This window comes from Streptomyces sp. TLI_146, from assembly GCF_002846415.1.
Lineage (GTDB): Bacteria > Actinomycetota > Actinomycetes > Streptomycetales > Streptomycetaceae > Streptomyces.
The window spans coordinates 5,786,573-5,798,566 of record NZ_PJMX01000001.1; the positions used below are offsets into that span (position 1 = coordinate 5,786,573).

An 11,994-nucleotide genomic window follows, 5' to 3' on the forward strand; every position below is an offset into this window, starting at 1 on the left:
AACGCGGAGGCGTAGCGCGCCTTGCGAATTCTCATTGATTCCTGCCTGTCAGGATGTGGACGGTTCAGCGGACGGTCTTGGGGTCGAGTGCGTCCCGGACCGAATCCCCGAGCAGGTTGAAGGCGACGACGAAGATCAGCATCGCGATGCCGGGGAAGAACATGAAGGTGACGTCGGACTCGAAGTACGAGGCGCCCGACTGGAAAAGCAGCCCCCAGTCCGGGGTCGGTGGCTGGATACCGACGCCCAGAAAGGAAAGTCCCGCCTCCGCGGTGACATTGGCCGGAAGCAGGAGTGTGGCCTGAACGAGAACGGTCGACCAGATGTTCGGCAGGACTTCCTTGCGGATGATCCGCCAGTTCGAGGCGCCGCTGAGTCTGGCGGCCTCGATGAACTCGCGCTCGCGCAGCGAAAGCACCTGGGCCCGCACCAGCCGGCCCACCACCATCCACCCGAGCAGGAACTGCACCAGGATCAGTGCCACGATCCGCACATATGTGGGCTCCTCGTCCCGGGGAGAGACGAACAGCGCCACGATCACCGGGGTGAAGGCGATGAAGAACAACTGCTGCGGGAACGACAGCATCAGGTCCGAGAACCGGCCCAGGAAGTAGTCGACCTTGCCGTGCATATAGCCCTGGACCAGGCCGATCAGCACCCCGGTCACCACCGAGACGACGGTGACCGCCAGCGAGATGAACAGCGAGGTCCGGATCCCGTAGATCAACAGCGTGAACACATCGCGGCCCAGGTTCGGTTCGACGCCGAACCAGAAGTCCGCGTCGACGCCGCCGTTGGGCTTCAGCGGAATGCCGTAGCTGTTCAGCAGCCCGCGGTCCTGACCGTAGAGCTGATAAGGATCTTTGCCGTACAGCTTCGCGATCAAGGGTGCCGCGAAAGCGATGAGAATGAAGGCGAGCACCGTGACCGCGCAGGCGATGCCCACCCGGTCGCGTTTGAATCTCGCCCAGGCGAGAGAGCCGGGAGAGCGTCCAATGAGTTCGGTCGCCGTCAGTCCCGTGCCCGTTCCGGAATCCCCGCCGGGTGGCAGAGGATCAGTTGGTTCTGTGGCGGCCTGGGTTGAACTCGTCATCGCGCATAGCCCCCGCACCGAGAGAGTCGAACGGCGCCCGAAGGCGTCATTGATTGACCGGAACATTCATGGGCCCGGCCTTGTGCGTCAAGAGGTTTGAGCATGCTTGTGTGTGATCACGGGAGAACTTGGCACAAGATTTCGCACATCGAGGCGACTACGTGCTTGACAGGGCGGCGGAGCGGGCGACATGACTCCATAAATGCCCATCAATTTCGTTAACAAGCAGGCAACTTGACTGACGCAACACCGATATACGAACGCGTCACGCTGAACACCGTACGGCCGTGCGGGTGCCGTAGGCCGACCGGGACCGTCAAGTCGCCCCGGTCGGCCGCCCGTGCCACGCCCGGGTCACGCACCCCTCTTGTCCATCCGAGCACCGCGGGTGGAGGATTCGCCCGAGCAGGCGCTCGCCACGCCAACCGGGGGGACGGCAAGGGGCATGACGCAGCCACAGACACTCACGGCCGGGGCCAGACTGACCGGGGCACTCCTGTGTGCCTTCCTCGCGCTGGTCACGGCCGCCTGGATCGCCCGTGACATCCACGCCGCCCGCAGCATGAGCGACCTCGGGTGGTTCTGGACCGGCGTCCCCAAGCGCGGCGGCCGCGCCCCGCTGACCACCGGCATCCTCGACCCGGTCCTGCTCCTGGTCTACGCGGTGGCGGCCGCGGTCGTGCCCCGCTCCCCGTCCGCCGCGGCCGTGCTGTGCAGCGTCGGGGCGGTCACCGCGGCGCTGCGGGTCTCCTCGCTGTGGGTGCTGCACGACGACTGGACGGACTCGACCGCCCTGCACGATCTGCACCGGCGGGCGGTGCTCAGTACCTTCGGGGCCCTCGCGGCCGGGCTCGCCCTGGTGATCACGGCCGCCGCCGGACGCAGACCCGACACCGCCCCGGGCCCCAGGACGCGGGCCCGGCCCGGCGCGGGCGCCGGGACCACCGCGTTCCTGCTGCTCGGCGCGGCCGGTCTGGTGGCGGTGGCCTGGGAGATCTACTGGGCCGTGGAACTGCCCGGCGACGTGTACGAGAGGCGGTTCACCGGCAAGCACCTGCCGCTGCTGTGGGTGCCCGGCGGCTGGGCGGCCCTCGTCATCGCGGCGATCGCCCTGACGGCAGCGGGCGGCGGCCTCGCACGGGCCGGCTACGTACGGCCGCTCGGTCTGATCGCGGCCGCCTTCCTCGTCTCCTCCGGCGCCATCGGGATCGCCCTGGCCGTGCGGTTCGACCTGCTCGACCACTTCGGGGACGCGGAGACGAGTGCCCAGTTGCAGGTGGTGACGTGGTTCTTCCAGCTGGCGGCGGGCCTCGCGCTGATCCCGGTGCTCGCCCGGCGCGGCCCCGACGACCCGGCGGGCGTGCCCGGGACGCCGTGGTCCCCGGCCTATCCGCCGTACGCGCCCCACCCGCCGCAGGGGCCGCAGGACAGCCACGGCGGCTTCGGCCCGCCGCCCCAGGGCTTCGGGCCGCCCCCGCCGCCCTCCTCCCCGCCGCCAGGCTGGTGAGGCACGCGGGCGGCGGGGAAGGGGACTCAGATCCCCAACGAGCGCTTCAGGAAGTCCACTTGGAGCAGCAGAAGGTTCTCCGCCACCTGCTCCTGCGGGGTCATATGCGTCACGCCCGTCAGCGGCAGCACCTCGTGGGGGCGTCCGGCGGCGAGCAGGGCCGAGGAGAGCCGCAGGGTGTGCGCGGCCACCACGTTGTCGTCGGCCAGACCGTGGATGAGCATCAACGGCCGGTGCTGCTCGGCCGCTTGGGACAGCCCGGAGTCGGTGACCAGCGAGTTCGCCTCGTACACCGAGGGGCTGCCCTGCGGGTCGCCGAGGTAGCGCTCGGTGTAGTGGGTGTCGTAGAGGCGCCAGTCGGTCACCGGCGCGCCCGCGATCCCCGCGTGGAAGACGTCGGGCCGGCGCAGCACCGCGAGCGCGGAGAGATAGCCGCCGTAGGACCAGCCGCGCATCGCCACCCGGCCCAGATCCAGCGGGAAGCTGCCCGCGAGGCCGTGCAGCGCCTCGATCTGGTCGTCGAGGGTGAGCGTGAAGTCGTCCCGGATCGCCTTCTCCCAGCCGGGGGAGCGGCCGGGGGCGCCGCGCCCGTCGGCCACGATCACCGCGAAGCCCTGGTCCGCGAACCACTGCGAGGTGAGATGGGCGTTGTGGGCGGCGTAGACACGCCCGCCGTGGGGGCCGCCGTACGGGTCCATCAGCACGGGAAGAGGACCGTCCGATTCCGAGTATTCGGTGGGGAGCAGCACGGCGCATGGGATCCGCCGTGCGCCCCCCTCGGTCAGCCGGACCCGGGCCGTGAGCACGGGGGTCTCCGCGTACGACTCGACCACCGCGACCGGCTTGCCGTCCCGTTCCACCCGGACCGTGGTGCCCGGGCTGTCCGGACGGGCCGAAGTGAGAACCGTCACCGGTCCGCCCCGGACCGCCGAGTGCACCCCGGCACCCTCCGAAACCCGCTCGATACCCAGCTCATTGACCCGGTACACATGGATCTCTCCGGTTTCGGGAGCACGGGCCGCCTCGCCGGCCGACGCCGAGACCAGGATGTCGTCGTCCCCGATGTCGAGCACGGCCCGGATCTGCAGCTGCCCTCCGGTCAGCGGACGGTCGCCCGCCGTGAGCACGCGCGCCCCGCCCTCGTCCGCGATCCGCACCAGCCGTCCGTCCGGCGCCCAGGCCGGGACGCCGGGGAAAAGATCGAGCCATACCGCGTCCTCGTCCGCGTGCACCGTCCGGGTCGTCCCGGAAGCGGTGTCGGTGGTGTCGACGGTCAGGTGCAGCTGCACCCGCTGGTCCCTGGCCTGCACCAGGAGCAGCGGCGCCCCCGCCGCCGACCAGTGCACCCGCGCCAGATACGGGTAGCGCGACCGGTCCCAGACGATCTCGGTCCGGGAGCCGTCGAGCCGGTACAGGAACAGCCGCACCTCGGCGTTGGGCGTGCCCGCCGCCGGATAGGCGACCCGCTGCGGCTCACGGTCGGGGTTGGCCGGGTCGGAGATCCACCAGCGCCGCACGGGGCTCTCGTCGGCCCGCGCCACGAGCAGCGCGTCCCCGTCGGGGGACCACCAGTAGCCGCGCGGGCGGTCCATCTCCTCGGCCGCGATGAACTCCGCGAGCCCGTAGGTGATCTCCGGCGACTCCGGCTCGGCCAGCGCCCGGTCGCCCTCGCCGTCCGCTCCGGTGACCCGCAGGGCGCCCCGCGCCACATAGGCCACCAGGCGCCCGTCGGGCGACGGCCTCGGGTCGATCACCGGGCCGGGAACGGGCAGTTCACGGGTGGTCCCGGCGCGCAGCTCGGCCGTGAACAGGCGCCCCGAGAGCGCGAAGGCGGCCAGCTCCACCGCCGCGTCCGTCGCATAGCCGACGATGCCCGCGCCGCCCTCGCGGCTGCGCTCGCGCCGCGCCTTCTCCTCCTCCGACAGCTCCTCCGAGGCGCCGCCGAGGAGCGCCCGGGGGTCCGCCGCGAGCCGTTCGCGCGCGCCGTCCGCCAGATCGAGCACCCAGAGGCTGTTGGCCGGATCCGTACCCCCTGGCGCCCTCAGAAAGGCCACCCGGCTGCCGTCCGGGGCCACCGTGAAAGCGCGGGGCGCACCGAGCGTGAAGCGCTGGGTCCTGGCGTACTGACGGGGAAACGAGGTCTTTCCGGGGGCAATTGAGGTCATGGGGCGAACCTAGCGGCACCCGTCCGCACCTGCTCGTACGTGGGGGGTGTGCGCCCCTTGTGCGCCCGTGCACCGATCAATGCGTTCCGCCGGATAGTTATGATCCATAGTGGGGGGTGGGTATGACTCTGCATGCCCCCTGGCACGCTGCTCTGCCCCTACCGACTGGCTCTGCCCGACCGACAGATGGAGGTGAACCGCCGTGGCACTCTCGATTTCGGCGGTGGTGCTGCTGGCGATCATCGTCTTCCTGCTGGTCAGGAAGTCCGGGCTGAAGGCCGGACACGCGGTGGTCTGCACTCTGCTCGGCTTCTACCTCGCCAGCTCGTCCATGGCCCCCACCATCAACGACCTCTCCAACAACGTCGCGGGCATGATCAGCGACATCAAGTTCTGACGGTCGCGCCGCCGCCCGGCGCGGCCGGGGGATCCGAGGCATGCCGTGGTGCGGCATGCCTCGTAGGCTGTCCCGTATGACGGATCTCCCCGCCCGCCGGCTGCTCCTGGTGCACGCCCACCCCGACGACGAGTCGATCAACAACGGCGCCACCATGGCCCGCTATGCCGCCGAGGGCGCGCTGGTCACGCTGGTGACCTGCACCCTGGGCGAGGAGGGCGAGGTCATCCCGGCGGACCTGGCGCACCTCACCGCCGACCGCGAGGACCGCCTCGGCGCCCACCGCGTCGGCGAACTCGCGGCCGCGATGAAGGAGCTCGGGGTCACCGACCACCGCTTCCTCGGCGGCCCCGGCCGCTTCCGCGACTCCGGGATGATGGGCCTGGAGCAGAACCACCGCCCGGGCGCCTTCTGGAACACCGACGTGGACGACGCGGCCCCCCACCTGGTCGAGGTGATCCGCGAGGTCCGCCCGCAGGTCCTGGTGACCTACGACCCGGACGGCGGGTACGGCCACCCCGACCACATCCAGGCCCACCGGGTGGCGACGCGCGCCGCCGAACTGGCCGCCGACCCCGCGTACCGCCCCGACCTCGGCGAGCCGCACACCGTCGCCAAGACCTACTGGAACCGGGTGCCCCGCTCGGTGGCCGAGGCCGGTTTCGCGCGGCTGCGCGCCTCCGGGTCCTCCTTCCCGGGGATCGCCGACATCGGCGACATCCCGGGCGTCGTCGAGGACGCGCGGATCACCGCCGAGATCGACGGCACCGCCCACGCCGGGGCCAAGGCCGCCGCGATGCGCGCGCACGCCACGCAGATCGCCGTGGACGGCCCGTTCTTCGCGCTCTCCAACGACCTGGGCCAGCCGCTCTTCCCGGTCGAGTACTACGAGTTGGTCGACGGCGAGTCCGGGGCCCCGGCCGGAGAGCGCGAGCACGACCTGTTCGCCGGGGTGGACGCCCGATGAGCACTTCGTCCCGTACGTCCGCTCCGTCCGTCAACTCCCGTACGGCGGGCGCCCGCCCCGGGCGGATCGCCGCCTTCGCGGGCCTGTTCGTACTCGGCGCGCTCACCGGGGCCGCCGGCGCCCTGGTCCAAGCCGGCTGGTTCCCCGGCGGGTTGCTGCTCTCGCTGGCCGCCGCGGCCGGACTCTTCTACGTCGGTACGCACCTGACGGGCAGCCGGGGCGGGGTCGGTGCGGCGGGCGGGGGATGGCTGGTTGCCGTGCTGTTCCTGACCGCCACCCGGCCGGAGGGCGACTTCGTCTTCGGTGCCGGGCTCGGCTCGTACGTCTTCCTGCTCGGCGGGATGGCCGCGGCTGTGATCTGTGCCACGGTCGGCGTCCTGGTGCAACCGCCCCGCGATTAGCTCCGACTTGGCAAGTGACGTGCGCGGTCGCGGCGGCGCAGTACAGGGTGTGGTGCCCTGCTTCCCCGGGCCGTCCCGTGCTTCTCGGCGGCGGCCAGTATGGTGGTGCGCGCCGCCGAGCCCCCCGCACAGAGGAATTCGAGACAAGAGCGGGTGGCGGAGCCGATCGGGAGAGAACCTGCCTTGAGTCGTGAAACTGACAGTTCGACCTCCGGCCCCCAGGGGCGCGGCGGAGCTGCGTACCCGTCGGGTACCCCGCCGTACGGAACGCCGCACTCTCCGGCGCACGACGCCCCGGAAGCCGCCGCCGTCGAGCCGGACGAGCCGAAGACCGAGACCACGCTGACGACGCGGATCCGGATCAACATCCCCGGGTCCCGGCCCATCCCGCCGGTCGTGATGAGAACGCCCGTCAGCGACGCCGACAAGGCGTCCGCCGCCGAGAGCGAGCGCGCCCAGGCCGCCGAGGCCCAGGAGGCGGCCGCGGCCGCCGAGCCCGCGGCCGAGGAGAAGCCCGCCAGCGACTGGTTCGCGCCACGCAAGGCGGGTTCCGGTGCGACCCCGCCGTCCGGCACGCCGCGCCAGAACCTCCCGTACTTCTCGGACGGCCCGCAGGGCGCGCCCGCCGACGGCCCGGCCACCGGCGCGGACGCCTTCGGCAACGGCACCGGCCCCCGCGCCGACGGCGGGGACTTCGCCCCGGCCCCCGACGCCAACGGCTTCCGGCCCGGCCCGGCCGCGGCCAACGGCTCGGCCCGCTCCGCGCTCGCCGGGAACGGCGGCCCCGCCGGGCCCACCACCGGCCCGGTCACCGGCACCGCGGCCCTGCCCACCCGCCCGGTCGGCAGCCGCAAGGGCCAGCAGCGGCTGGGCGGCGCGCCCGGCCCGCAGAGCACCCCGAGCCACGGGACCCCGGTCCCGGGTGCGCAGGGTCCCGGCGGTACGCCGAGTCACGGCACCCCGGTGCTGGGCACCCAGGGCGTGCGGCCCGGGCCCGTGGCGCCGGCCGTGCCCCGGATGTCCGACGACACCGCGATCCTGACCCCGCAGGCCCCGGCCCCGGTGCCGGGGGCCGGGAGCGGTGGGAGCACTCCGGCCCCGCCGGCAGGACATGTCTCCGGGGACACGCTGACCAGCGGGATCCCTGTCGTACCGGCGGAGAACCGTTCCGCGTTCGGGCCCGGCGGCGCGGGCACCGGGCCCGACCTCACGCCGCGGCTGCCGGACGGGCCGCGCGCGGCGGAGGAGCCGCCCGCCCCGGCCCGTACGAGCGCGCCCGCGCCCGCCAAGAAGAAGGGCCGCTCCAAGCTGGTCCTGCTCGGCGTCGCGGCCTTCACCCTCGCCGGTGTCGCGTACGGCGCGGGTCTGCTGCTCAACCACTCCGAGGTCCCCAAGGGCACCACGGTCCTGGGCGTCGACATCGGCGGCGGCAGCAAGGAGCAGGCCGTCGCCAAGCTCGACGCCACGCTCGGCAAGCGCGCGGCGCAGCCGCTGCGGCTCACCGTCGACGGCAAGAAGGAGACGCTCGCGCCCGACAAGGCGGGGCTCACCTTCGACGGCCAGGCGACCGTGCGCAACGCGGCGGGCAGCGACTACAACCCGGTCTCCGTGATCTCCTCCCTCTTCGGCGGCAAGCGCGTCGCCGAGCCGGTCATCCCGGTCGACGAGGAGAAGCTGGGCGTCGCGCTGACCGACCTCGCGGGCGCCTCGGGCTCGGCGGTCGAGGGCACGATCAAGTTCGTCCCGGGCAAGGCCGTGGCCGTACCCGGCAAGGCGGGCAAGACGCTCGACGTCAACCGCTCGATGATCTCGGTCAAGGACGCCTACCGGGCGCAGGTGGAGACGGGCAGGCCCAACGAGGTGCAGCTGCCGGTCGCCGCCCGCCAGCCGACCATCACCCAGGCCGAGATCGACCGGGCGATGAACGAGTTCGCCAAGCCCGCGATGTCCAACCTGATCACCGTCAAGGCGGGCGGCAAGCAGATCAACTTCGGCCCGCTGAAGTCGCTCCCGAAGATCCTTTCGATGAAGCCGATCCAGGGCAAGCTGGTCGAGGTCTACGACAAGAAGGCCATCGAGCAGCTCATGGGCAGCACCTTCAACGGGGTGATGATCACCAAGGGCGACGGCCAGAAGCACCAGCTGTCGTCCGACGACGTGGCCAAGGCGATGCAGAGCGCGCTGCGCGGCAAGACGCCGGCGGAGCGCAGCGTGACGATCGACCTGAACGCCAGCTGATCGGTCCGCACCCCGGCCGACCCGCGGTCATGTGCCCGGCCCCCGTACGCCCCAGGCGTACGGGGGCCGTGTCATGCCGTCCGTATGACATCTGTCATCCGGTACTCACGACACCCGGCACTGCCCCCGCCCGGGCCCCGCGGGCGAATCTTGGGGCATGACCACAACCACCTCCACCTCCACTTCCGTGGTGAGCTTCGCGCATGTGAGCAAGAGCTACGGCGACGTCCACGCCGTCGCCGACCTCTCCCTGGAGCTGCACCCCGGCGAGACGGTCGCGCTCCTCGGGCCGAACGGCGCGGGCAAGTCGTCCACGCTCGACCTGCTGCTCGGGCTGCGGGGCGTCGACTCGGGCGCCGTGCGCCTCTTCGGCACCACGCCCGAGCAGGCCATCAAGGACGGCCGGGTCGGCGCGATGCTCCAGAGCGGCGGTCTGATGGAGGAGGTCAAGGTCCGCGAGCTGGTCAAGCTCGCCTGCGATCTGCACCCGCGTCCGCACCCCGTCCAGGAGGTCCTGGACCGCGCGGGCATCGCGCAGATCGCCGACCGGATGGTCAACAAGCTCTCCGGCGGCCAGGAGCAGCGCGTCCGCTTCGCGCTCGCGACCGCCGGTGCCAACGACCTGATCGTCCTGGACGAGCCGACCACGGGCATGGACGTCACCGCCCGCCAGGCGTTCTGGGCGACCATGCGCGAGCAGGCGCAGCAGGGCCGTACGGTCCTGTTCGCCACGCACTACCTGGAGGAGGCGGACGCGATCGCGGACCGCGTCCTGGTCCTGCACAAGGGCCGGCTGCTCGCCGACGGCACCGCCTCCGCGATCAAGGCGAAGGCCGGCGCCCGCCGGATCGCCTTCGACCTGGAGGGCGCCATCGACGAGGCCGTGCTGCGCGAGCTGCCCTTCCTGACCTCGTTCGACGTCTCGGGCCGCACGGTCCGCCTCCAGTCCACCGACGCCGACGCCACCGTCCACGCGCTCTACGGGCTGAGCCTGTACCCCCGCAACCTCGAAGTCGCGGGCCTCGGCCTGGAGCAGGCCTTCGTCGCCATCACCGAGGCCGAGGAGGCCAGGACCCGATGAACACCCTGATCAAGCTCGAAATCGCCCGCACCCTGCGGAACAAGAAGTTCATGTTCTTCTCGGTGATCTACCCCTCCGCGCTCTATCTGCTGATCTCCGGCTCACAGAACACCACGGACACGATCGGCGGCACCGATCTGACCTTCCCGGCCTTCTTCATGGTCTCGATGGCCTCGTTCGGCGCGATCACCGCCGTCCTGATGGGCAACAGCGAGAAGATCGCCAAGGAGCGCGAGAAGGGCTGGGTGCGCCAGCTGCGGCTGACCGCGCTGCCCGGCCGCGGCTACGTCCTGGCGAAGATCGCCAGCGCCGCCGTGGTCACCCTGCCCTGCATCGTGGTGGTCTTCCTGACCGCCGCGACCGTCAAGGACGTACGGTTCGACGCCTGGCAGTGGCTGGCGCTGACCGGCGCCATCTGGGCCGGCTCGCTCTGCTTCGCCGCGCTCGGCGTGGCCATCGGCTACCTCGCCAGCGGTGACGCGGTCCGCCCGATCACGATGATCATCTACTTCGGCCTGTCCATCCTGGGCGGCCTGTGGATGCCCACGACGACGTTCGCGCCCTGGCTCCAGTCGCTCGCCAAGTGGCTGCCCACCCACGCGTACGCTGCGCTCGGGCAGGCCATCGAGGCGGGCAACGCCCCGGACACCAAGGACGTGGCCGTCCTCGCCGCCTACTTCCTGCTCTTCGCGGGCGGCGCGGCCTGGCTGTACCGGAAGGACACCCTGAAGGCGTGACGAGCGTGACGGAAGACCACAAGCCCGTGGCCGCCATCGGCCGCCCGCCCAAGGACCGCCAGGAGGCGCTGCGCAAGCTGCTGTGGATCGGCATCTGGCTGGCGTTCCTCGGCGCCCCCGTGTCCGACCTCCTCAAGCGCGAGCACACGGCGTGGGCGACCGCGCTCGGCTGGCTCGCCCTGGTGGCCTTCGTCGCGGTCTATCTGGCCCTGGTCTTCCGCCACACCGCCCGCCCCTTCGCCCGCGCCACGGTCGCCTCGATACTGGTCTTCCTCACCGGCATCGCGGTGGTCACCTCACTGACCCTGGACGCGCCCTGGCTGGTGCTCTTCGTGTACGTGTCGGTCGGCTGCGGGGCGGTGCTGCCGCTGCCGCTCGCGCGCTGGGCGATCCCGGGCGCGACGGCCGCGATGGCCCTGATCGGCCTGACCACCAAAGGCGACTGGAGTGACTTCGTGCCCGGCCTGGCGATCCCGGCCTTGCTGGGCGGCTTCGCCATGACGGGCGTGCGGCATCTGGTGCGTACGACCGTGGAACTGCGCCAGGCCCGGGCGACCGTGGCCCAGCTGGCGGCCAACGAGGAGCGGCTGCGCCTCGCCCGCGACCTGCACGACCTGCTCGGCCACTCGCTCTCCCTGATCACGCTCAAGAGCGAGCTGGCGGGCCGGATGCTCCCCGGCCACCCCGAACAGGCGGCCCAGCAGGTGGCCGACATCGAACAGGTCAGCCGCCAGGCCCTGGTGGACGTACGGGAAGCGGTCACCGGCTACCGCCGCGCGACCCTCACCGGGGAACTGGCGGGCGCGCGCACCGCGTTGACGGCGGCCGGGGTGGCCGCGGACCTGCCGGTGACGGCCGAACTCCCGCCCGGCCTGCCCCCGGGCGCGGGGGAGGCCCTGGCCTGGGTGGTCCGCGAGGCGGTCACCAACGTGGTCCGCCACAGCGGCGCCCGCCGATGCGTGATCACCCTCGGGGTGTTCCAGACGCTGGACGGCCGCTTCCTGGAACTGAAGATCACGGACGACGGCCGCGGGGCCGGTGCCGTGACGGCGGGCAACGGTCTGACGGGCCTGGCGGAACGCCTGTCGGAGGTGGACGGCAAGCTGGAACCGTCGGCCCAGAAGGGCAAGGGCTTCACGCTCACGGCGAGGGTGCCGCTTCTGTAGCCCGGTCTTTGTCTGCGGGCCGGTGGGTGGCTGGTCGCGCAGTTCCCCGCGCCCCATTTCCGCCCGGTCTTTGTCTGCGGGTGGGTGGTGGGTTGCTCGCGCAGTTCCCCGCGCCCCTTAGATGCGCCCCTGCGGGGCGCCCAGGGGATTGCCGCGGAGCGGCATTTTTAGGGGCGCGGGGCTGTGACATTTGCGGCTCCGCCGCGCGGGCGCGACCAGCCCACCACGGCCCGCAGCCGAAC

General features: G+C 72.0%; 10 protein-coding genes. 8 read left to right on the top strand and 2 right to left on the bottom strand.

Going from position 1 to position 11,994, the window contains the following annotated elements; genetic code table 11:
- Nucleotides 1–64: 64 nt before the first annotated feature.
- Entirely contained in the window at nucleotides 65–1,093 is a 1,029-nt protein-coding gene (locus BX283_RS25995) for an ABC transporter permease (RefSeq protein ID WP_101389909.1), read from the bottom strand.
- A gap of 445 nt (nucleotides 1,094–1,538) precedes the next feature.
- Here BX283_RS25995 and BX283_RS26000 point away from each other — a divergent pair, with 445 nt between their 5' ends.
- Nucleotides 1,539–2,600 (top strand): hypothetical protein, encoded by a 1,062-nt coding sequence (locus tag BX283_RS26000; RefSeq protein ID WP_101389910.1) that lies wholly within the window; start codon nucleotides 1,539–1,541, stop codon nucleotides 2,598–2,600.
- Between the two features lie 26 nt (nucleotides 2,601–2,626).
- Here BX283_RS26000 and BX283_RS26005 read toward each other — a convergent pair whose 3' ends face one another.
- Nucleotides 2,627–4,765 carry a prolyl oligopeptidase family serine peptidase gene (locus BX283_RS26005; protein ID WP_101389911.1) on the bottom strand — a complete coding sequence of 713 codons (2,139 nt, stop codon included), beginning with the start codon at nucleotides 4,763–4,765 and terminating at the stop codon, nucleotides 2,627–2,629.
- Nucleotides 4,766–4,967: 202 nt separating this feature from the next.
- On the opposite strand from BX283_RS26005, the gene BX283_RS26010 reads away from it, so the two are divergent.
- The 7 genes from BX283_RS26010 (at nucleotide 4,968) to BX283_RS26045 (ending at nucleotide 11,752) form a co-directional block, all read left to right on the top strand.
- On the top strand, nucleotides 4,968–5,162 hold the full coding sequence (locus BX283_RS26010) for a hypothetical protein (RefSeq protein ID WP_101389912.1): 195 nt from the start codon (nucleotides 4,968–4,970) through the stop codon (nucleotides 5,160–5,162).
- 76 nt (nucleotides 5,163–5,238) lie between these two features.
- Complete coding sequence (gene mshB / locus BX283_RS26015; protein WP_101389913.1) at nucleotides 5,239–6,129, top strand: N-acetyl-1-D-myo-inositol-2-amino-2-deoxy-alpha-D-glucopyranoside deacetylase; 891 nt, start codon at nucleotides 5,239–5,241, stop codon at nucleotides 6,127–6,129.
- Nucleotides 6,126–6,530 (top strand): DUF6113 family protein, encoded by a 405-nt coding sequence (locus BX283_RS26020; RefSeq protein WP_257583868.1) that lies wholly within the window; start codon nucleotides 6,126–6,128, stop codon nucleotides 6,528–6,530. Before mshB ends, BX283_RS26020 begins: the two co-directional genes overlap by 4 nt.
- Before the next feature lie 183 nt (nucleotides 6,531–6,713).
- Nucleotides 6,714–8,768, top strand: coding sequence for a hypothetical protein (locus tag BX283_RS26030; RefSeq protein WP_180357253.1), 2,055 nt, complete (start codon nucleotides 6,714–6,716; stop codon nucleotides 8,766–8,768).
- Between the two features lie 157 nt (nucleotides 8,769–8,925).
- Nucleotides 8,926–9,849, top strand: coding sequence for an ABC transporter ATP-binding protein (locus BX283_RS26035; protein ID WP_101389916.1), 924 nt, complete (start codon nucleotides 8,926–8,928; stop codon nucleotides 9,847–9,849).
- Nucleotides 9,846–10,586, top strand: a complete 741-nt coding sequence (locus tag BX283_RS26040) for an ABC transporter permease (protein ID WP_101389917.1) — start codon at nucleotides 9,846–9,848, stop codon at nucleotides 10,584–10,586. Before BX283_RS26035 ends, BX283_RS26040 begins: the two co-directional genes overlap by 4 nt.
- 5 nt (nucleotides 10,587–10,591) lie before the next feature.
- Nucleotides 10,592–11,752, top strand: a complete 1,161-nt coding sequence (locus tag BX283_RS26045; protein ID WP_101392578.1) for a sensor histidine kinase — start codon at nucleotides 10,592–10,594, stop codon at nucleotides 11,750–11,752.
- Nucleotides 11,753–11,994 lie beyond the last annotated feature (242 nt).

Excerpts from the sequence above, each read along its gene's own strand:
- BX283_RS25995 (WP_101389909.1), bottom strand. The coding sequence starts at position 1,093 with ATGACGAGTTCAACCCAGGCCGCCACAGAACCAACTGATCCTCTGCCA.
- BX283_RS26000 (WP_101389910.1), top strand. The coding sequence starts at position 1,539 with ATGACGCAGCCACAGACACTCACGGCCGGGGCCAGACTGACCGGGGCA.
- BX283_RS26005 (WP_101389911.1), bottom strand. The coding sequence starts at position 4,765 with ATGACCTCAATTGCCCCCGGAAAGACCTCGTTTCCCCGTCAGTACGCC.
- mshB (WP_101389913.1), top strand. The coding sequence starts at position 5,239 with ATGACGGATCTCCCCGCCCGCCGGCTGCTCCTGGTGCACGCCCACCCC.
- BX283_RS26020 (WP_257583868.1), top strand. The coding sequence starts at position 6,126 with ATGAGCACTTCGTCCCGTACGTCCGCTCCGTCCGTCAACTCCCGTACG.
- BX283_RS26035 (WP_101389916.1), top strand. The coding sequence starts at position 8,926 with ATGACCACAACCACCTCCACCTCCACTTCCGTGGTGAGCTTCGCGCAT.
- BX283_RS26040 (WP_101389917.1), top strand. The coding sequence starts at position 9,846 with ATGAACACCCTGATCAAGCTCGAAATCGCCCGCACCCTGCGGAACAAG.